We start from the raw sequence: 21,694 nt of genomic DNA on the forward strand, positions 1-21,694 counted from the left end.
CTAAACACCTCGGATTATCACATTGCTTTGGGACTCCGGCAGCGCCACCCTGGGAAAGAAAAACACACGAAAACGCCGCCTTCATCCAGACTTACACATAGCTTATCGCCTGCTCAAAAACTACGTCTGGAATGTAAAAAATTTGATTTCTCAATCGGTTCGGCTATGTGCCACTTGCATAGGTCGTATATTCGATGTCACTTAACTTTGCCATTTGCTGCATCGCAAACTGGTTTAGACTTTCTTCTGACACGATCTTTTTAAAAACTTTCGCAATTGCAGCGTGATTTAAATTTCAAAAGGGGTATCTGGATGCTGGCAGGAAAAAAAGGATTGGTGATTGGCATCGCCAACGATAAATCCATCGCCTATGGCTGTGCACAGGCTTTCCGACGCGACGGTGCCGACCTTGCCGTGACCTATCTTAATCAAAAAGCGGAAAAATATGTCCGCCCGCTGGCCGAAAATGTCGATGCGTCGATCATTGCACCGCTTGATGTTTGCGATGAGGCCCAGGCCGACGCCCTGTTTGCCGATATTGGCGAAAAATGGGGCAAACTCGATTTTGTCCTGCATTGCATTGCCTTTGCCCCGGCTGATGATTTGCATGGCCGCGTGGTTGATTGTTCGCGCGACGGTTTTTTAACCGCAATGGATATTTCCTGCCATTCATTTCAGCGCATTGCCAAACGGGCAGAACCGCTCATGGCCGATGGCGGCGCCTTGCTGACCGTTAGCTATATGGGATCGGAACGCGTGATCGACCATTATGGCATTATGGGACCGGTTAAAGCAGCTCTTGAATCTGCAACCCGCTATATGGCGGCAGAACTCGGCCCACAAGGCATTCGCGTCCATGCCATTTCGCCCGGCCCGCTCCTTACCCGTGCGGCATCGGGCATTGCCGAATTTGATAACCTGATGACACAGGCCCGCGCCCGTTCGCCCGAACACCGCCTGGTCACAATCGACGAAATCGGCGATCTGGCTTCATTTTTAGCCAGCGACAGGTCGCGGGCCATTACAGGCGATGTCATTCACATAGACGGCGGCTATCATATCATGGGGTAACCCTATCCCTGCTGCGACACATCCTTACCTGTTAAACGGTTAAATGCACTTGTTAACGCCGACGGCAAACCCTGCCCGTCGGCGTTACTTTTTGAAGCCGAACGATACTCCTGCGGCTCGTCTCCAGGCGGTGATGACAGGGTAAAAGTCCGATGATCAGGCAACATTGCAGGCTCCGATCAACTTAATAAGCCCTATCAAACCGGTTTTGTTAGAGGATTGTGCAATCCTTTGCGGGGATCAGTCTACCGCATAATGCCTTGCATCAGATAAGTTGGCTTCATCACAGTCATATAACGACCAAACGGAGGCATTGATGCCCAAGACATGGTTTATCACCGGTGCCAGCCGCGGGCTTGGTGCCGAAATCACACGAGCGGCCCTTGATGCAGGGGACCGCGTTATTGGCACCGCACGCAACCGTGACAATCTTGCCCATCAGTTTCAATCGGCCGGGGACCGTTTCGTTGCCCTGACACTTGATGTTACCGACGAGAGCCATGCCAAGAGTGCTGTTTATGCGGCATCTGCAAAGTTCAACAAAATCGACGTTCTGGTCAACAATGCCGGTTACGGGCATTTCGGGTTGTTTGAAGATTCAAGCGATGAAGACATTCGCGCCCAGTTTGAAACCAATGTATTTGGTGCCATGAATGTCACCCGTGCCGTGCTGCCCACCATGCGTCGGCAACGGTCGGGTCATATTTTCAATCTGTCTTCCATCGCCGGGTTGCGCGGCGGGTCTGGCGGGTCGCTTTATTGCGCCAGCAAACATGCCATTGCCGGTTTTTCCGAATCCCTGTCAAAGGAAGTGGCCCAGTTTGGCATTCACGTCACCATTGTCGAACCCGGGTTTTTCCGAACCGATTTTCTCGATAAATCATCCGTTCGTTTTCTGGAAAGCACAATTGAAGATTATCAGGAAACCGCCACCAACCTTAAAAACACCTATGGCAGCTATAACCATCAGCAGCCTGGTGATCCGCGTAAACTGGCGCAAACACTGGTGCGCCTGTCAAATGATGATGAACCGCCGCTTCATTTTCCTGTCGGGCCTGATGCCGTTGAAATCATGACAACCAAAATCGCCAATCATCAATATGAACTGGACCAATGGCGTGATCTTTCAACTTCAACAAACTACTAAAATTAGACCCTGACCTTATTCTTCCACCAAATTCTTCCACCAAAAAAAACCGCACCAACATCGTACTTGTTATCAGAAATGCGCATACATTGATCAGGTATCCCCGACCCGGGCATGCGGGTACTGATGCCGCATTTTAGTGATTCCGGTCGCCCAATAACACAGCGCGGTCCGGTTCGGCTGCAATCAATGCCAAAACCTGGTCGGAAGGAACGGCTTCGGAAAAATAAAAACCCTGAATCGCATCACAGCCAATTTCGCGCAGGAACTCCACCTGTCTGATATTTTCAACGCCTTCAGCCGTTGTTAAAAGTGATGTTGCCTGGGCAAGCTCGACAATCGCACGCACCATGGCCTTGTCGCAGTCAGACTGATCAAAACCATGAATAAAGGTCTTGTCGATCTTGATGCGGTCAACATCAATCTGGGTTAGGCGCCCTAGTGATGAAAAGCCGGTTCCAAAATCATCAAGTGCCACCCGAACACCCATCATGCGAATGGCTTGCAGATTATCCTCGCAAGCCCCGGTCGTTACCACGGCCGTTTCGGTCACTTCCAGCTCCAGCCGGGCGGGTGACAGGCCGGTTAACGCCAGCATTGCCGAAAGATTTTTTGCATAATCCGCATCCTGCAATTCAATGATCGACACATTCACCGACACAGTATGACCCGGCCATTGCAAGGCCGCCTCGCAGGATTTTCGCAAAACAAACTGCCCCAAATCACGTATCAGCCCCGCCTCTTCGGCGACGGGAATGAAAAACTCCGGCGAGACCCAGCCCCGCGCCGGATGCTGCCAGCGCAGCAAGGCCTCAAAGCCGATCAGGCTGTTTTGTTTAACATCGTAAACCGGCTGATAATGGACCTTGAACTGGTCGAACGAAACCATGGCTTCGCGCAGATCGCTTTCAACCCGGCGGCGATTGCGCAACAGCACGTCCATCTCAAGATTAAAACCGGTAAAATCGTTACGCCCGTTCATTTTGGCGTGATACAGCGCCACATCGGCCTTGCGCATCAATTCGTTGCGGTCCTGGCCGTGTTCCGGAGCAAAGGCATACCCCACACTAAGCCCGACAAAAATCTGATGTCCTTCAATATTAAAAGGCATCCGTGCCAGTTCAATCAATCGGCGACAAAACCGTTCAATATCCTCGCGCTGGCGAATACCGGTTAACATCAGGGTAAATTCATCGCCTCCCAGTCGTCCCGCCGCATCGCGCTCGCGCGACAGGGAAAGCAGGCGCTGCCCGAATTCATAAAGCAACTTGTCGCCCAGGGGATGCCCAAACGAATCGTTAACCTGCTTAAACCCGTTAATATCGAGAAACAGCAAGGCAATACCAGCTCCACCTGGGGCCAGGCGGGACAGTTCCAAATCAACGCGCTGGTTAAAATGCACCCGGTTCGGCAGGCCGGTCAGGGCATCATGCATCACCATATAGTGCATTCTGGCTTCAACGGCATCCTGACTGGTCTCACGGCGGTGCATAAGCGACATAAAGACAAATACCCCCGCAACCAGTCCGCCAAACACCAGCACCAGCATGGGCGAAATATAAGCCATCACCGTTGATCCGGGACGATATGGCTGCCAGATATAATAGCCTATCGTTTGATTATCGTTTGTAACCATCGGATAAACGCGTTCATTACCAACCGCATCCTGAACGGTTGAAAACCGTAGGTGATCAAACAGGTATTTGCGTTCCAGTTCCGCCAGGTATTCCGGCCCGTCAATATACCGCACAGCAACGTGCAAAAATTCATTGCCGGGTATTTGCCGAATTTTACCGGTGTCACTGACAATCGGTTTAACGCTGACAATTGCAGGATGCCCACCCACCAATTTAAGTGCGGTTTCACCGGGTGTTTGCATTTTGGCGGCGTTGGGGCCATCACCGGCCCGCAAACGGGCACGTAATTTGTTAATCAGCGGATATAAAACGTCGCCAAATTCCGGGCTTACATGTGCCTGCAAACCGGTACGTGACAGAAAGGCAAGAACAGGAACGTCGCGGGGGTCAAGAACGTAAAGTTCATCAAACCCGAAATAGTCATGCATCCACGATCCCAGATTGGCATCTAGCCAGCTGCTATCCCATCCAAGTGCAGCCCGGACCGCATCATCCCAAACAGTCGTGCTTTCCTGCTCATAGGGGATAACCCGCAAGGTTTCCGCCTGCGCCTGATCAAGCAGATAAAGCTGACGTGCTGTTGCCACCCGATCAGTCTCGCTGGTAGCCCAGTATACCAGAAAAAAACCTGAAACCCCGACAAGCAGCACCAGCAACATAGCGGGCACCGTGCGCGCAAATAAAAAATGACGGCTGGAAATGACATCTATCCCCGGTTAGCGGCCCAATATCCAGAATCTGCCCTGATACATCCTGTTCAAAACGGAAATTATCACAAATTTACTGAACACAATATACAATCGGATAAGAAAAAGCATTTATCCGATATCCCCGCACGTTTGAATTTGCCCATAAACCAAGCCCGAAATCAGGGATCACAATACCAGAAAGGAATTTAATAGCATTATCGCGAATATAAAAATGCCAGACCATGAACCGGCCCATTGCAGACCGGATAAACACCTGCAACCCAATGCCTGACGCGACGCCATCAATAGGAACATCTACCGGCAGACCGGATTGGCGAGAACAAAACAAAAGGCCGCCCCGAAGGACGGCCTTGAGATGCTTTCATTATGGAGCGGGCGAAGAGATTCGAACTCTCGACCCTAACCTTGGCAAGGTTATGCTCTACCCCTGAGCTACGCCCGCATCATAATGAAAGCGGTATTCCCAAACGACCTGATGGAGCGGGCGAAGAGATTCGAACTCTCGACCCTAACCTTGGCAAGGTTATGCTCTACCCCTGAGCTACGCCCGCATTCATCAGTCTGTTTGTGTTCCCCTTGGGGAGCGGCGCGGATAATAGCCCAAGAACGAGTGATTGCAACACCTTTTTTGATGAAAATGTCACATCATAAAAAATGGCTGTTTTCCAACAGTTTTTATTGGTTTTTTGCGCGTGACTATCTATCTGGCGTAATTTTTGTGCTATTGTTATGGCAATTATTTTTCAACAGCCCAACCATAGCGGAAATAACATGGACGATGCATCCACTCGATTGTTTGACTGTCTGAACAAATTGGGAATCGAATTTAACACATTCGAACACGCCCCCCTTTTTACAGTCGAAGAATCACAGGCCCTGCGCGGCGACCTTCCGGGAATGCACAGCAAAAACCTGTTTTTAAAAGACAAAAAAGGTGCGCTATGGCTGGTCGTTGCCGAAGAAAACCAACCGATCCGAATAAATCACCTGCATAAAAAACTTGGCTGCAACCGGCTATCCTTTGGAAATTCCGATCTTTTACTCGAAACGCTTGGCGTTATGCCCGGCTCTGTAACGCCATTTTCCCTAATCAACGATGATGCCAAAATCGTTAATGTGGCCTTTGACAGTGCCTTTTTTCGCAATCCAGACAATGTTCTGAATTTTCATCCGTTGCGAAATGACCGCACAACATCCATTGCACCGGCAGATTTGTTAAAATTCGTCACTTCACTGGGATATGATCCCAAAATGTTGAATTTTGAAGAAGAAATTGCCGAAAGCGACTGAAAAACAGTTGCATTCGCGATTGAATATCCCAGATTGCTGGGGTTGCCGATCCCGCTGCCAAACATTGCAAAAACGTAATCTAAATCACTGCCCCTTGTCCTTGTGGATAAGGACCCTCATTTAAAATACGACCAACAGCGAGTAACCTTATCATGTCTATTATTCTTGATCCCAATGCCCCAGCCCCGTCGGCACAGTCCGGGGCAAATTCTGACCTGATCAAGGATTCCGGCATCGAAACCTTTGTGCAGGATGTGATCGAACCGTCAATGGAAGGTCCCGTTGTTGTTGATTTTTGGGCACCTTGGTGCGGACCTTGCAAAACGCTAACGCCAATTATCGAAAAAGTCACGCGTGAAGCGGGCGGGCGGGTGAAGCTGGTTAAAATCGATATCGATAAAAACCAGGACCTTGCCATGCAATTACGCATCCAGTCGGTGCCAACGGTTTATGCATTTAAGGATGGCCGCCCGGTTGACGGCTTTCAGGGTGCACAGCCCGAAAGTGAAGTCCGTGCCTTTTTTGAACGTATTGCCGGCGGCCCGATCGAAAGCCCGATCGAGATGCTGCTGGAAAAGGCTCATGCTGCCCTCGCGGACGAGGATGCGACAACCGCCTATGGCCTGTATGGCAATGTTCTGGAACGCGAACCAGACAATGACACAGCACTGGGCGGTGTTTTGCGCTGCATGGTCGCCATGGGCGAAACCGAGCACGCCCGCGGATTTGTTGATGACATGGACGACAAAACCCGGCTTAAAACCCCGGTCGCAGCCGCCATCAGCGCACTTGAACTGGCCGAAGCAGGGTTTCACAACGCAGACCTCGATGTTGCACGCGCAAATGCCGAGGCCAGCCCGAATGATATCCAGGCACAATTTGACCTGGGCATGGCCCTGTTTGCGGCCAACAAACGTGAAGAAGCTGTGCAAACCATGATTGCGATCATTCGCCAGGACCGCGAATGGAATGATGATGGTGCGCGCACCCAATTGATCAAGTTTTTCGAGGCATGGGGCCCAATGGATCCGGCAAGTGTTGCTGGTCGCCGCGCCCTTTCAACGGTATTGTTTGCATGAATATTTGCGGCCCATTTGATCCAGATTTTTCAGAACTTCCGGCAACGCTACCGGTGTTTCCGCTTAGCGGCGCGCTGTTACTGCCCCGCGGTCATTTACCCCTCAATATTTTCGAGCCGCGTTATCTGAACATGACCATGGATGCCCTGGGCCGCGACCGCATGATCGGAATGGTGCAACCGCGCCATTCCGACACGCCTTCGAAAGGCAACGACAATGCCGATACATCGACTGCCGAAATGTTTGGCACCGGGTGTGTGGGCCGTATTTCTGCTTTTAGCGAAACAGATGACGGGCGTTTTCTGGTCACCCTTACCGGCGTATGCCGGTTTGATATCGCCGAAGAATTACCATTGGCCAAAGGTGGATACCGGTCCGTCCGATGTGATTATTCACGCTGGCGCGGTGATCTCGATTATAACATCCAGTCGATGGACCAGCCCCTGAACCGATCACGTTTGCGCCGTGCGCTGGACGCCTATTTTGCCCACCATTCCCTGCGGTCGTGCTGGGATACCATCAGCGATACCGACGATGAAATGCTGGTCACCGCCATCGCCATGGGCTGCCAGCTTGATCCGCTGGAAAAACAGGCTTTGCTGGAATGTCCAAGTCTGTATGATCGTGGCGACATGCTGACAACCTTGCTGGAAATGGCATGTCACCCGCAAACAAACAAGGCTGCCAGCAACTAGGGTTTATCTCTGGGCCAAAACAGACGCGAATGGATGCTTCATAACCTCTGGTGTGTGAATGCATTTTGCAAAGACAAGGCAAACTTAACATGACGACCGCAAATCACAGCCCGGTTGATCCGAAACTTCTGGAAATTCTGGTATGTCCGGTAACCAAGGATACACTGGAATATGACCGCGAAAACCGCGAACTGATCAGCCGCAAGGCCGGTCTTGCCTATCCGATCCGTGATGGCATTCCCATCATGCTGCCCGACGAAGCCCGCGTCATCGAAGACTGACAGGCTTGCAATCATGACCGGCAATGCTTTCACGCCAAATCACATCCCGGTCGAGATAAATTATCTCAAAGATGACCGTATACTGGAAATTATCTGGGACGATGACCAGAACACCCGCCTGAGTGCGGAGCTTTTGCGCATCGAAAGCCCGTCTGCCGAAGTACAGGGACATCACCCATCTGAAAAACGGATTATTTCCGGCAGAAAACATGTCGGGATTATTAATATCGAGCCTGTTGGCCAATACGCGATACAAATCACGTTTGATGACCTGCATGACAGCGGCATTTACAGTTGGCACTACCTGCGCGAATTGCACGAAAACCAGGACAAGCTCTGGCAGGATTACGAACAGGCCCTAAAAGATCGCGGGCTATCTCGTGAACCACGCAAGCCGGCCTGAACCCGCACCAGCCCTCGCCACGGCATAAAGCACGCAAGCAGGGCTGTGAGGTAAGAGCCGTCCTCCGCCCTCAATGCGTTGAACAACACCATCCTGCCAAATTGCACACCATCCGGGCATCTTCGCGCTCCTGGCGACCACACACAAAAAGACCGCCGCAGAGGACTGCGACGGTCTTTTTTGCTTTTGTCCCCGAAAGAACAGATTAGAAGCGGTAACCGATACCAACACCGAACAGCCACGGATCAAGATCCGCATCGGCTTTGTACGTGGTGCCGCCAACATTGGTGGTCACATCGGTGTTGAGGAAGATTTTCTTCACATCAACGTTCAAAGACCACGGGCCGGAAATTGCATAGTCAAAACCAGCCTGGAAGGCGAGACCGAAGCCATTTTCATAATTGATTGACTGCGCATCACCTGATTTTTCATCATAGAAAAATGTGTAGTTCACACCTGCGCCAATATACGGGCTGAAACGCTGTTTGGTCAGGAAGTGATACTGGGCAGTCAAAGTAGGCGGCAACAGGCGAACACTGCCCAAATCGACTTCGGCAGCACCGGTGTTCCACTTTACATCATGCTTGGACGTACCAGCGATCAACTCAAGTGCGATATTGTCGGTGATGAAATAAGAAAAATCGAGTTCCGGAATAACATCGTTATCCACTTTACCTTCGCCCGGCAGAGTGTTGCTTTTGATGTCCTCATCAGGAACGACACTTACTACGCGGCCACGGATCAGGATGTCACCTGCCGATTTGCCCTTGAAGCCCATATCTTCGGCCGAAGCCGGAGCAATTGAAGCAGCAGCAGCCGCAACCAGAATAGCAACTGCACCGGCAGCTTTAAGAGTATTGATCAGTCGCATAATACGGACTCCCCTTCGTCAAAGAATTGATCGAGGCGGAGCATCGTGCAATTGGCGTGCGAATAGCTTGACCCACATCAAGAAAACAACACGAAATCAAGTGTCTTTTAGAATGGTTTTTAACTATGCGCGTGTCATACGAATTTCAGGGCACTTTTTTAGCCGGAAAAATGTGATTTGATGCAACAATTCCGGAAAATATCCTGTTTTCGAAAAATATAGCGAGTCGACTGGCGCCGATTTAACGACTCGCACTGACCGCTATTCATTACCGGAATCATATTAGTGTGGCCCTGATCAATCCGGTAGCGAGCAGCACAACGAAGGTAAAGGTAAAGGTAAAGGTAAAGGTAAAGGTAAAGGTAAACGTGCACTTTCTAAAACCAGGACAAACCGGTTTTGAACAAGCCATAATCACATAAATCCAGTGCCGCGAGAAATTTGGCCCTAGATAGATTTACCCTGCATTAGCAGCGGCAAAGTCCCCGCATAGCCCATTGCATGAGACATAAAGGTACGTTTCAACGCCGGAATTTTTTGCACAACGGCCAGTCCTGCATCCCGCGCCAGCCGAACCGGGGCAATATCATTCGAAAATAGCCGATTGGTCGCATCGGTAACCCCAAGCATCACCGTATTATCAAAACGGCGCCATTGCTCGTATTCTGCCAACACATCCTGCATGCCAATATCGCGCCCCAACCGCCGGGCATTGATCAGGATTTCGGCCAAAGCCGCCACATCGCGAATCCCCATATTCAGCCCTTGCCCCGCAATCGGGTGCATTCCGTGCGCGGCATCGCCAATCAGGGCCAAACGGGCATCACTATAATGATAGGCATGTTGCAATCCCAGCGGATAACAAAACCGCGGACCAATCACTTCAAGATCACCCAGATATCCGTCAAAACGCTGATAGAGCTCATCCAGAAAGACTTCATCACTTTGCCCGACCAGATAATTGGCGATTGCTGTGCTTTCGGTCCACACAATGGATGACCGGTTTTCAGTCATTGGCAAAATGGCAAACGGGCCTGCGGGCAAAAAATGCTCAACCGCAACACCTTCATGTGGGCGTTCATGCTTTACTGTACAGACAATCGCACTTTGATTGTACTGCCACTGATAGGTTTTAATGCCAGCCCATTTGCGCAACGGCGACCCCCGGCCTTCGGCACCAATCGCCAACGGCGCATGTACAACGCAGCCATTGTCCAGGGTTAAAACCATACTGGCACTATCGCGGGTAATTTCCGTGACCGATGCGGGTGCCATCAGCGTCACAAGATCATTTTCATTCATTGCCCGGTACAGCGCCTGGCGCGTAACCCGGTTTTCAACAATATAACCCAGTGCTTCCGTTCCCACATCACGATGATCGTAATGCAGGTAAAGCGGGCTTTTGCCATCGGCAATGCGAATATCCGAAATCGGCTCGGCATCGGCTTTCATATATTGCCATACACCGGTAACATCGAGCACCGCACGCGATGCCGCAGCAATGGCACAGGTACGACCATCATGGTTGGCCCCCAGCAATATTTGCGGATCTTCCCGGTCAATAACAACACTGCGCAATCCACCATGCGCCAAAGCCATTGCCATGCTGGCCCCTGCCAGGCCACCCCCCAGAATAATCACATCAAAATGAAGGACATCATTCGTCGTCATCTTTATTGATCCTGTCATTGCCCGGTTACCACGCGGCATCTGCCTGTATTCCACCTGCATACGATGTGATCTTTATGATCATTCATACAGCACATGCCCAAAACATGATCGCTGCATAATCCTCGTACAATCCCGGTGGCAGATCAGAGCCTGATGTTACCACAAGCCCACCAATGCCTGCATTTTCCCGGAGCCCAAACACCCGGGCGGCTAAAATCAGACGCAACATAGGCTGTCAAAACCGCTTCCGCCAGCCTTATCGCTATCTATATGTACGAATAGGGCGAGTCTAAGTTCATGCAATCAATGATAAAAATCACCTGACACATTTATGCCCATTTTTGATGCAGTTTTAATCACGCTGCGTTTTCTTTGCACAAATTATACGCGCCCGTGGTGATTCCATTTCCCCGAAGCATCCCACCATAAATTCAATAAACCAAAATAAATCAATGCTTTATTCGATGAATTTCGAATCTGGCACGATTCTTGGTTTACCTGCTGTGACTGCGAAATCGTGATTGCCACACTGGTGGTCAACGGATGTGCCGGGAGGTCGCATATTATGAAATTGGTTACTGCTGTTATCAAACCGTTCAAACTTGATGAAGTTCGCGAAGCGTTAAGCGCGCTTGGTGTTCAGGGTCTGACGGTCACCGAAGTCAAAGGTTTTGGCCGTCAAAAGGGTCAGACCGAAATTTATCGTGGCGCCGAATACATGGTCAGCTTCCTGCCGAAGGTAAAGCTGGAAGTCGCGATCACGGATAATCTGGTCGATCAGGTTGTCGAAGCCATCACGAAAACGGCTCAGACCGGTAAAATCGGGGACGGTAAGATTTTCGTTCTCGACGTAAGCCATGCGGTTCGTATCCGCACCGGCGAAACCGGCGACGACGCCCTGTAAGCCCGGAGACAAGGGGAGACATTATGAAAATCTCGATGAAGAATACCGGCCTTGCCGGGCTAATTGGGGCAGCCACACTGGCGATGATCGAACCGGCCTCTGCACAGGATGCAGCCGCCGCTTCCGGGGTTTCGGCAGAAACCGGTTACATTTTCAACACCTTCAGCTTTCTGATCCACGGCGCGCTCGTGATGTGGATGGCTGCCGGTTTCGCCATGCTCGAAGCTGGCCTGGTTCGCTCCAAAAACGTTGCCACCATTCTGCTTAAAAACGTTGCCCTGTTTGCGGCAGCGGGCATCATGTATTACCTCGTCGGCTACAACCTGATGTATGCCGGTGTTGATGGCGGCTGGATTGGCAGCTTTGGCATCTGGGGCGCAGATGACGCCGCAGCCCTTGCTGGCGATTATTCTGCCGGTTATGCATCCACCTCTGACTGGTTCTTCCAGATGGTGTTTGTGGCAACTGCTGCTTCTGTTGTTTCAGGCACGGTTGCCGAGCGCATCAAACTGTGGCCTTTCATGATCTTCACCGTTGTCCTGACCTCGGTCCTTTATCCGATCACGGGTTCATGGCAGTGGGGCGGCGGCTGGCTGGCCGAAATGGGCTTCTATGACTTCGCCGGTTCAACCCTTGTTCACTCTGTCGGCGGCTGGGCAGCCCTTACCGGTGCCATCATCCTTGGCGCACGTAAAGGCAAGTTCGGTGCAGACGGTTCGGTTCACCCGATGCCGGGTTCCAACCTGACCCTGGCCACCATCGGTACCATGATCCTGTGGCTCGGCTGGTTCGGCTTCAATGGCGGCTCGCAGCTTGCCATGAGCACCGCTGGCGACGTTATTGCCATTGCCAACATCTATGCCAACACCTCGATGGCAGCTGCTGGTGGCGTGATCGCAGCCATGATCCTGACCCAGATCCTCTACAAAAAAGTCGACCTGACCATGGCCCTTAACGGTGCTTTGGCTGGCCTGGTGTCGATCACTGCCGGTCCGGACACCCCGTCCATCGGTGCAGCGATCATCATCGGTGCCATTGGCGGCATCCTGGTTGTCATCGCCGTTCCGCTGGTTGACAAATGCAAAATCGACGACGTTGTCGGTGCTGTGTCTGTTCACCTTGTTTGCGGTATCTGGGGCACCCTGGCTGTTCCGATCACCAATGCCGACGTTTCCTTCGGTGTCCAGCTGACCGGCGTAGTCGCCATCGGCGCCTTCACCCTGGTAACCTCGGCCATTGTCTGGCTGGTTCTTAAATTTACCGTCGGCCTCCGCCTGTCGGAAGAAGACGAAGCATTGGGTACCGATGCTGCAGAACTGGGCCTCGAAGCCTATCCGGAATTCGGTAAAGGTTCGCAGCGCTTCTAAGATGCCCTGCACAACAATTTCCTGACGGATGCTAACGCATCCTACCTGTCAGACCAACTGACCCGCCCTTGTGGCGGGTCTTTTCTTTTTGTGCTGCCTTTTTAAGCAACCATTTGGTCACTTGGCAGGCATACCCGCAAAACAGCAAAAGCACACCAGACATTGCCATTAAGCACATGAACGCCATCAACCTTCTGTTTTTTAACGAATTTTCCAGGCAAACAATGGTGTTGGCACAGATATTGATCTGGGCCGCCCACCAAGAGGAAACGTTACAAACAAAAACAGAGGTCGTCTCATGGAGGCTTTTCAAACTGCCTCGGACGTATTTTTTGTGCTGATGGGGGCCATTATGGTCCTTGCCATGCACGCCGGTTTCGCCTTTCTCGAAGTCGGAACCGTTCGAAAAAAGAACCAGGTTAATGCCCTGGTTAAAATCATCGTTGATTTTGCCGTCTCAACCATTGCCTATTTTTTCATCGGTTATGCTGTGGCCTACGGTGTATTTTTTTTCAGCAATGCCAATGTGTTACGTGGGGCCGAACTTGTAAACGGCCAACATGCCTTTGCCAGCAGTGGCTTTGATCTGGTTAAATTTTTCTTTTTGCTGACATTTGCCGCCGCCATCCCGGCCATTATTTCGGGTGGCATTGCCGAACGGGCCAAATTCTGGCCACAGCTGATTGCCACCGCCGTTCTGGTCGGTGTGTTTTACCCGCTGTTTGAAGGCATTGTCTGGAACGGTAATTTTGGCATTCAGAATGCTATTACCAACATTTTCGGCGCACCATTTCATGATTTTGCCGGGTCAATTGTGGTTCATGCCGTTGGTGGCTGGATCGCCCTTGGTGCAGTCGTTCACTTGGGCGTTCGCAAAGGCCGCTATACCAAAACCGGCGGACTGGTGGGTATTCCACCGTCCAACATCCCTTTTCTCGCCCTGGGGTCGTGGGTATTATGTGTGGGGTGGTTTGGCTTTAATGTCATGTCTGCACAATCGGTTAGCGGCATTACCGGGCTGGTCGCGGTTAATTCGCTCATGGCGATGGTTGGCGGCATTTTAACCGCGCTGATCGCCGGGCGTAACGACCCCGGCTTTGTCCATAACGGTGCGCTGGCCGGGCTGGTCGCGGTATGTGCCGGGTCCGATGTCATGCATCCCATTGGCGCGCTGATCACCGGCGGGCTGGCCGGTTTTCTGTTTGTCTGGGCGTTTGAAAAATGCCAGGCAAAATGGAAAATTGATGATGTTTTGGGCGTTTGGCCCCTGCATGGCATGTGCGGTTTAATGGGCGGCATAGCTTGCGGTGTTTTTGGCCTGTCGGCACTTGGCGGCGTTGGCGGGGTATCGTTTGGTGCGCAGCTTGTCGGTTCGATCGGCGGCGCGGCCTATGCCGCGATTGCCGGATTCGTGGTTTATGGCGTTTTGAAAAACACAATCGGTATCCGCCTTGATTCCGAAGCAGAATATTATGGTGCCGATCTGTCGATCCATAAAATCACCGCCTATCCCGAGGATGATGTAAAGGCAAGCTAGGCCAAAAATATAACAATTCAAAAAGCCCGGAAACCGCACGTTTCCGGGCTTTTTGCGTTTAAGGACACTGTCCTTTAAATCTTTCTTTGTACTTTTCCATTAGGGGTAAACTATGTGTGCGCTCTGATTGCGTAAGATCCTGATTGCAAATCATCCTGCAAATTGGGCCATCCACGCCAATCAATCACACACAGGCAAGCTAACCCGCCAGTTTGCCAATTGGGGTCTTTTAGAAACGGAACGTCACACAACATGTTCAACCAGCGCCTGGACACTTTGCCCGATTATCCTTTTCCGCGGCTTGCCGCCCTGCTGGACGGTATTGCACCGGGCAAGGACCCGTTGGTGATGTCCATTGGCGAACCCCAGCATGAACCCCCGGCCATGATCACCGAAGCCATGATCGCCAATGCCCATTTGTGGCACAAATACCCGCCGGGGCAAGGCACGCCGGAACTGCGCGCCGCCATCAAGGGATGGCTCGATCGCCGCTATGACCTGCCCGACGACATGATCCACCGCGACGACCACATCATTCCGGTTGCCGGTACGCGTGAAGCCCTTTATCTGATCGCTACCTGCGTTATCCCACAGGACCAACCCGGCCCCAAACCCAAGGTCCTGTTGCCCAATCCGTTTTATCAGGTCTATTGCGGCGCCGCCGTGCTTAACGATGCCGAAATGGTGCCGCTGGCCGCCACGCCGGAAACCGGTTTTTTGCCCGACCTTGATCAAATCGATGACGAAACGTTATCGGCTTGCCGCCTGTTTTTCCTGTGTTCGCCCGCCAATCCGCAAGGGGCTGTTGCCTCGCGCGAGTATCTTGAACGCATTATTGCCCTGGCACGCAAACACGATTTTGTTTTGGCGATGGATGAATGCTACGCCGACATTTACGACCGCGATGCCCCAACCGGCGCCCTTGAAATTTGTGCCGCCCAAAACGGCAATATGGATAATGTGCTGGTGTTTCACAGCCTGTCCAAACGCTCCAGCGCGCCGGGCTTGCGGTCCGGTTTTGTCGCGGGCGATGCCAAAATCATCAAACAGTTCAACCGCCTGCGCAGCTATTGTTCGGCAACCATTCCCATGCCGATCATGGCGGCATCCACCGCCCTTTGGAATGACGATGCCCACGCCGAAGCCAACCGCGACCTGTACCGCGCCAAAATTGATATCGCCGCCGAAATTTTCGGCAACCGTTTTGGCTTTTATCGCCCCGCGGGCGGGTTCTTTATATGGCTTGATGTGGGTGACGACGAAGCAGCCACCAAAAAAATATGGGCGGAAGAAGGGGTTAAAGTCATTCCCGGGCGTTACCTTTCGATCAACGGTCCAACGGGCGATAACCCGGGCGCACGTTTCATTCGTATTGCTTTGGTGCATGATCTTGCCACAACCCGCGACGGGCTAAGCCGGATTAACGCCGCCCTATCACGCTAACCCGGTCACGTTTCAGACAGTACGTAACAGGACTAACAACGGAAATCGGCATGAGCAGTCAGACAAACCTTCTTGAACGCGGCACTGCCTTTCTACCCAGTGCACTGGTCAGCTTCCTTAAACGCGGGGGCATCCAGCTGTGTGGACTGGCGCTGACAGCGGCGGGGATTGCCCTGTTTATCATGCTGATCGGATTTCACCCCGGTGATCCGTCGTTTAACCACGCCAGCGACCACGCCTATATCTATAATCCGCTGGGCATTTTTGGCGCCTATTTCGCCGATATGATGTTGCGCACCCTTGGTTTGGGGGCCGCATTGTTAACCGCCCTTATTGTTGGCTGGGGCCTGCGCCTGATTGCGATGCGCCCGTTTAGCTGGATGTGGCTGCGGTTTCTGGTATTGCCGCTGGCCTTGTTGTTAATGGCAACGGCGGCATCGGCTGTGCCACGCGGCATGACATGGCCCTTAACCGTTGGTTATGGCGGCTTTGCCGGTGATTTGTTGCTTGGTCGCCTTGGCATGTTGTTAACCTTGGCCGGTATCCCTGCCGGACCGGTAATTATCGGCCTGTTCAGCATGGTTGTCGGTATGGGCCTGACCCTGTTTTGCATGGCCTATCAATTATCCGAATGGCGGGCCGTCGGCCATGTATTGTCGCGTATTGGCGGCACGGTTATTTACGGTGTGGGCCGTGCCATTCCAGGCAACAGCGCGGACGAAGTTGCCGAAATTGCACCGGGTGAACGCAAGGGCGACCGCAATGCCCGCCCCCGTCAGGAACCATCGATGGAACGGTCGGAAAAAAGGGTGGCGGCAGCAGTTGAACGCAACACTCTGTCGGCCAGCGATGATGCCGATGATTATGACGATATCGACAATGAACCCCCGGTTCATATTGTGGCCCCGCCGGCGGCCAAGGTCCAACCCAGCACCAAGGCATCAGCCCAGCGCCAGTCCTCCTTTGATCTGGGTGCCGGAGAATACAGCTTCCCGCCGCTTGGCCTGCTTCATGAACCCAGCGAGGAAGACTACGCCCAGATTGATCAGGGGGCGCTGGCGCAAAATGCACGTTTGCTGGAAACCGTATTGCAGGATTTTGGTGTTAAGGGCGAAATCGTACAGGTGCGCCCCGGCCCGGTGGTGACATTATACGAACTGGAACCAGCGGCCGGGGTTAAATCATCGCGCGTGATTGGCCTTGCCGACGACATTGCCCGTTCCATGAGTGCGATAGCCGCCCGTGTTGCGGTGGTGCCGGGACGCAATGTTATCGGCATCGAACTGCCAAATTCCACACGTGAAACCGTGCATTTGCATGAAATCCTGGCTTCGAACGATTTTGAAAAGAATACCGGCAAACTAAACCTTAGCCTTGGCAAGGATATTGGTGGATCGCCGGTGATTGCCGATCTGTCAAAAATGCCACATTTGCTGATTGCCGGGACCACAGGGTCCGGTAAATCGGTGGGTGTGAACGCCATGATCCTAAGCCTGCTATATAAACACACGCCCGAAGAATGCCGTTTCATCATGATTGATCCGAAAATGCTGGAACTGTCAATCTACGATGGCATTCCGCATTTGCTGACCCCGGTAGTGACCGACCCGCACAAAGCCGTCGTCTCCCTAAAATGGGCGGTGCGTGAAATGGAAGACCGTTACCGCGCCATGAGCCAGGTCGGGGTGCGTAACATTGCCGGATATAACAAACGCATCAAGGAAGCCGCTGCCAAGGGCGAAGAACTGACCCGTCGGGTGCAAACCGGATTTGATCCCGAAACCGGCAAACCGATTTTTGAAGACCAGCAACTGCCGATGGAAGCCCTGCCCTTTATCGTGGTTATTGTCGACGAAATGGCCGATTTGATGCTGGTGGCCGGCAAGGATGTGGAAGCATCGATCCAGCGCCTGGCACAGATGGCGCGTGCCGCCGGTATCCATCTGATCATGGCAACCCAGCGCCCGTCGGTCGACGTGATTACCGGTACCATCAAGGCCAACTTCCCAACCCGCATTTCCTATTCTGTCACCTCGAAAATCGATTCCCGCACCATTCTGGGTGAAATGGGGGCAGAACAGCTTCTGGGGCAAGGGGACATGCTGTTTATGGGCCAGGGGGGGCGGTTGCAACGTGTACACGGCCCGTTTGTATCGGACGAAGAAGTTGAAAGCATTGTAAAACACCTGCGCGACCAGGGCGACCCGTCCTATCTTGATGAAGTCACCGAAGAACCGGAAGAAGACCCGGTTGCAGCCTATATGGCAGGCGGCGGCAATGCCGGTTCAGGTGGTGGTAACAGTGCGGATGACGACCTTTACAATCAGGCCGTCGGCATTGTCCTGCGCGAGAAAAAGGCGTCCACCAGCTTTGTTCAGCGCAAACTGTCGATCGGTTATAACCGTGCCGCCCGAATTATTGAACAAATGGAAGAAAACGGGCTGGTATCGGCAGCCAACCATGTGGGCAAACGCGAAGTGCTGATCGGCAACATGGATGGCACTCCGTTTGAAGATTAAGCCCTTGAAAATCGATAAAATGCTGCATTGCGAAAGGGTTGCCTTACCGGCAGCCCTTTTTTGCATTTACCGTGCTCCCCATACGCGACCGATGCAAAAATGCGATAAAGTGATCGCGACAAAGCAATATACAGCCTTTGCCCGCCCCCCATATCGTGCCCGACCGTACGACTGGGAGGAAACAAAATGATAGAATTAATGATTGCGATTGTGGTCAGCGTGGTTGCTGCCACCTTAATCGTCAAAAAATACCAGCCACATACCGTTTTGCTGCTGGCCGGTTTAACGCTGTTTGCCGTTACCGCCATTTTTTACCCGACCCATGATATTGTTTTCAAAAAAGACGACCCCACCGGCTGGCCCGGCTTCGATATTTTTGAACATATCCATGCCATCATGTCCTATCGCCTGGCGGGTTTGGGCCTGATCATTATGGCAGCTGGCGGCTTTGCCAAATATATGGACCATATTGGCGCGACACAGGCGATGGTTAACATCACGACCCGTCCCCTCGCCCGTATTGGCGCGCCTTATATTGTGCTGGCTTTGGGTTATGCTGTCGGCCAGATCCTGAACATTTTTATCCCCAGTGCCGCCGGCCTTGCCATGCTGTTGCTGGTTACCCTGTATCCGACACTGGTAAAACTTGGTGTTAGCCGCGCGGCCGCAGCTGCCATGATCGGCACCACATCGGTTCTCGACCTTGGCCCGGCATCGGGCACCGCTAACCTTGCCGCCCATACCGCCAATATTGATGTGGCGATTTTCTTTGCCCAATATCAAATTCCGGTCGCCGCCTGCATTGTGCCTGTTATCTGCATTCTGACCTATTTCAGTGCGAAATATTTTGACCGCCGCGATAATCACGAAGTTGTCATGCCCCATCATGGCGCGGTCATAACCGGTGCCGGCTCCACAGCGAGTGACGAACCGCACGCTCCGGGTTTTTATGCCCTGTTACCCATTCTGCCCTTAACCCTGATTCTGATTTTCAGCAAATTGCTGATCCATCAAATTGAACTCGGTGTTGTTACCGCCATGATTATTGGCGCGTTAATTGGCCTTTTCTGCGAAATGTTTCGCAATCGTCACAAAATGGCCGATGTGTTCAAGGGGTTCATGGTGTTTTTCCGGGGCATGGGCAACATGTTCTCGACCATCATTTCACTGATCATTTGCGCCGAATTTTTTGCCGCAGGCCTTAAAGCCATTGGCGCCATCGATTTCATGATCGCCAGTGCGCAAAATGCCGGTTTTGGCATTCTGGGTATGATGCTGGTGGCCTGTGCGCTGGTGGCCATCACCGCTATTATGACCGGGTCGGGTAATGCGGCGTTCTTCTCGTTTGCCAGCCTGGCCCCAAACATTACCGCTGGCACGGCCACCGGCGCTGTCAGCCTGTTATTGCCGCTTCAGTTTACTGCCGGTATCGCCCGGTCACTGTCGCCGGTATCGGGTGTCATCATTGCCGTAGCCGAAGTCGCCGAATGCTCGCCAATCGATATTGTTAAACGAACGGCCATACCGCTGATTGGCGGACTGGTTATGCTGTTTGTCTATAACCTGCTGTTTGTGGTGGGTTAACCTCGCCCCGATCAACCTGAACTGCCAATGCGCCCGCCCTGCCCTGACGCCGCAACACAAGAGACGATGATAATGAACACGCGCAACCTGCCTGTCTCGACCGACGATTTGTTTACATCACAAGCCACCTGGCAAAGCTGGCTGGATGTAGAAGGCGCATTGGCAATCGCCCAGGCCGAATTGGGCATGATCCCCCAATCGGCCTGTGACGAGATCATCAAGCATACCGATTTGGCCCAATTTGACGTTGACGCCTTAAAAAATGACATCGCCGCCAGCATGTCCCCGATTATGTCGACCGTACGTGCCCTGGCGGCAAAATGTGCGGGCGATGCCGGGGGGTATGTTCATTGGGGGGCTACCACCCAAAACATCATCATTGCCGGTAAAACCCTGCAATTGCGCAAATCACACCGTTTTGTCCTGGCCCGTATCGCAAATGCGTTGGCGAAAATGGCCGATATGGCCGACCGGACGGCGGACTGGCTTACCGTGGCGCGCACCAACCGCCGCCAGGCCCTGCCAATTACCTTTGGCTATAAAATGGCGGGCTGGATTGACGAATTTCAACGCTGTGCCGACCGCCTGATCAGCGCCGAACCACGCACCTTTATGCTAATTTTTGGCGGTGCCGCCGGCGCCATGCACAGCTATGGCGATATCGGCCAAAAACTGGCCGATACGATGGCGAAACATTTGGGTTTGACCGCCTCCACCGTGCATTCACGTGCCACCAATGATGGCTTTGCCGAATATGTTGCCATGCTGGGCATGTTTGCTGTCGCCTGCGAACGCATGGGCACCGAACTTTATACCCTGATGTCAAACGAGGTGGATGAAGTCAGCGAGGTTCAGGCAGCCGATGTCGTTGGCAGTTCTACCATGCCGCACAAGTTTAACCCGAAATATGTTGTCAGCCTGCTAACCGCAGCGTCCAGGCTGCGTAATCTGGTAGGCCCGACAATGGAAGCCTGCCGCCCCAGCCACGAAGGCGATGCGGCTTATAATTTCCGGCTCTACGAACTGATTGATGAAGCAGGCTCGCTTTCCTACAAGGTCGCCAGCCAGCTTGAAACATTGCTCGACCATGTGAAAATCAATCAGGATCGCATGTATGAAAACCTGATGCGCGATCCTGCTCCGCTTGTGTCGGAAAAAATCATGATGGAACTGGCCAACACAATTGGTCGCCAAACCGCCCATGATCTGGTGCATCACGCGATTGTTGATTGCCGCGATACCGGCATTTCCTTTGCAGATGCGTTATACAAACACAACGACGTTCGTACATGTTTTGCCCACCGCAAGGATCTGAACGCCGCACTTGACCCGCGCCTTTACACCGGGTGCAGCACCACCATTGCCCACGATACCGCCACCAGCGCGCGCAAGCATGTCGCACATATCCGTCAGCATATTGCCCAGGTTAAACCCGGTTAACATTCCAGACTTTACTGGTGCAAAACACAAACGGCCCGGCCTGAA

Annotated in this window: 17 protein-coding genes and 2 tRNA genes; 14 read left to right on the plus strand and 5 right to left on the minus strand. The window is 52.6% G+C overall.

The genetic code is table 11. The features are described 5' to 3' along the window. Window positions 1-312: 312 nt before the first annotated feature. Window positions 313-1,071: an enoyl-ACP reductase FabI gene (gene fabI, locus THS27_RS08770; RefSeq protein ID WP_085589939.1), complete on the plus strand. Its 759-nt coding sequence runs from the start codon at window positions 313-315 to the stop codon at window positions 1,069-1,071. 316 nt (window positions 1,072-1,387) lie between these two features. Next, window positions 1,388-2,218 carry an oxidoreductase gene (locus tag THS27_RS08775; protein ID WP_085589940.1) on the plus strand — a complete coding sequence of 277 codons (831 nt, stop codon included), beginning with the start codon at window positions 1,388-1,390 and terminating at the stop codon, window positions 2,216-2,218. A 136-nt stretch (window positions 2,219-2,354) separates the two neighbouring features. On the opposite strand, the gene THS27_RS08780 is transcribed toward THS27_RS08775, so the two are convergent. The 3 genes from THS27_RS08780 to THS27_RS08795 form a co-directional block, all read right to left on the minus strand. After that, on the minus strand, window positions 2,355-4,514 hold the full coding sequence (locus THS27_RS08780) for a bifunctional diguanylate cyclase/phosphodiesterase (protein ID WP_085589941.1): 2,160 nt from the start codon (window positions 4,512-4,514) through the stop codon (window positions 2,355-2,357). A 418-nt stretch (window positions 4,515-4,932) separates the two neighbouring features. Beyond that, a tRNA-Gly gene (locus THS27_RS08790) sits at window positions 4,933-5,007 on the minus strand. 34 nt (window positions 5,008-5,041) lie between these two features. Beyond that, window positions 5,042-5,116, minus strand: a tRNA-Gly gene (locus THS27_RS08795). A 220-nt stretch (window positions 5,117-5,336) separates the two neighbouring features. Between THS27_RS08795 and THS27_RS08800 the strand changes: the two genes are divergently transcribed. The 5 genes from THS27_RS08800 (at window position 5,337) to THS27_RS08820 (ending at window position 8,313) form a co-directional block, all read left to right on the plus strand. Next, window positions 5,337-5,855, plus strand: coding sequence for a prolyl-tRNA synthetase associated domain-containing protein (locus tag THS27_RS08800; protein WP_085590144.1), 519 nt, complete (start codon window positions 5,337-5,339; stop codon window positions 5,853-5,855). 152 nt (window positions 5,856-6,007) lie between these two features. Then, window positions 6,008-6,934 carry a thioredoxin gene (trxA, locus tag THS27_RS08805; protein WP_085589943.1) on the plus strand — a complete coding sequence of 309 codons (927 nt, stop codon included), beginning with the start codon at window positions 6,008-6,010 and terminating at the stop codon, window positions 6,932-6,934. Continuing rightward, window positions 6,931-7,629: an LON peptidase substrate-binding domain-containing protein gene (locus THS27_RS08810; RefSeq protein WP_085589944.1), complete on the plus strand. Its 699-nt coding sequence runs from the start codon at window positions 6,931-6,933 to the stop codon at window positions 7,627-7,629. The genes trxA and THS27_RS08810 overlap by 4 nt, the downstream gene beginning before the upstream one ends. 89 nt (window positions 7,630-7,718) lie before the next feature. Then, complete coding sequence (locus THS27_RS08815) at window positions 7,719-7,910, plus strand: Trm112 family protein (protein WP_085589945.1); 192 nt, start codon at window positions 7,719-7,721, stop codon at window positions 7,908-7,910. Between the two features lie 13 nt (window positions 7,911-7,923). Then, entirely contained in the window at window positions 7,924-8,313 is a 390-nt protein-coding gene (locus THS27_RS08820) for a gamma-butyrobetaine hydroxylase-like domain-containing protein (RefSeq protein ID WP_085589946.1), read from the plus strand. A gap of 205 nt (window positions 8,314-8,518) precedes the next feature. Here THS27_RS08820 and THS27_RS08825 read toward each other — a convergent pair whose 3' ends face one another. Then, window positions 8,519-9,184 (minus strand): OmpW family protein, encoded by a 666-nt coding sequence (locus THS27_RS08825; RefSeq protein WP_085589947.1) that lies wholly within the window; start codon window positions 9,182-9,184, stop codon window positions 8,519-8,521. 447 nt (window positions 9,185-9,631) lie between these two features. Then, entirely contained in the window at window positions 9,632-10,855 is a 1,224-nt protein-coding gene (locus THS27_RS08830) for a UbiH/UbiF/VisC/COQ6 family ubiquinone biosynthesis hydroxylase (protein WP_085589948.1), read from the minus strand. A gap of 565 nt (window positions 10,856-11,420) precedes the next feature. On the opposite strand from THS27_RS08830, the gene THS27_RS08835 reads away from it, so the two are divergent. The 7 genes from THS27_RS08835 (at window position 11,421) to THS27_RS08870 (ending at window position 21,649) form a co-directional block, all read left to right on the plus strand. Continuing rightward, window positions 11,421-11,759 carry a P-II family nitrogen regulator gene (locus THS27_RS08835; RefSeq protein WP_073955310.1) on the plus strand — a complete coding sequence of 113 codons (339 nt, stop codon included), beginning with the start codon at window positions 11,421-11,423 and terminating at the stop codon, window positions 11,757-11,759. 23 nt (window positions 11,760-11,782) lie between these two features. Beyond that, the gene (gene amt, locus THS27_RS08840; RefSeq protein ID WP_085589949.1) at window positions 11,783-13,126 is read left to right on the plus strand and encodes an ammonium transporter; all 1,344 of its coding nucleotides are present in this window, start codon (window positions 11,783-11,785) and stop codon (window positions 13,124-13,126) included. Window positions 13,127-13,424: 298 nt separating this feature from the next. Beyond that, complete coding sequence (locus THS27_RS08845; protein ID WP_085589950.1) at window positions 13,425-14,663, plus strand: ammonium transporter; 1,239 nt, start codon at window positions 13,425-13,427, stop codon at window positions 14,661-14,663. 252 nt (window positions 14,664-14,915) lie between these two features. After that, on the plus strand, window positions 14,916-16,106 hold the full coding sequence (locus THS27_RS08850; RefSeq protein ID WP_085589952.1) for an aminotransferase class I/II-fold pyridoxal phosphate-dependent enzyme: 1,191 nt from the start codon (window positions 14,916-14,918) through the stop codon (window positions 16,104-16,106). A gap of 50 nt (window positions 16,107-16,156) precedes the next feature. Then, window positions 16,157-18,625 carry a DNA translocase FtsK gene (locus THS27_RS08855; RefSeq protein WP_085589954.1) on the plus strand — a complete coding sequence of 823 codons (2,469 nt, stop codon included), beginning with the start codon at window positions 16,157-16,159 and terminating at the stop codon, window positions 18,623-18,625. A 186-nt stretch (window positions 18,626-18,811) separates the two neighbouring features. After that, a complete protein-coding gene (dcuC, locus tag THS27_RS08865) occupies window positions 18,812-20,209 on the plus strand; it encodes a C4-dicarboxylate transporter DcuC (protein ID WP_085589958.1) in 1,398 nt (465 codons plus the stop codon). Between the two features lie 72 nt (window positions 20,210-20,281). Then, complete coding sequence (locus tag THS27_RS08870; RefSeq protein WP_168184859.1) at window positions 20,282-21,649, plus strand: lyase family protein; 1,368 nt, start codon at window positions 20,282-20,284, stop codon at window positions 21,647-21,649. The last annotated feature ends 45 nt before the right edge of the window (window positions 21,650-21,694 follow it).

Origin of the sequence: Thalassospira sp. MCCC 1A01428, assembly GCF_002115825.1 — a bacterium.
Lineage (GTDB): Bacteria > Pseudomonadota > Alphaproteobacteria > Rhodospirillales > Thalassospiraceae > Thalassospira.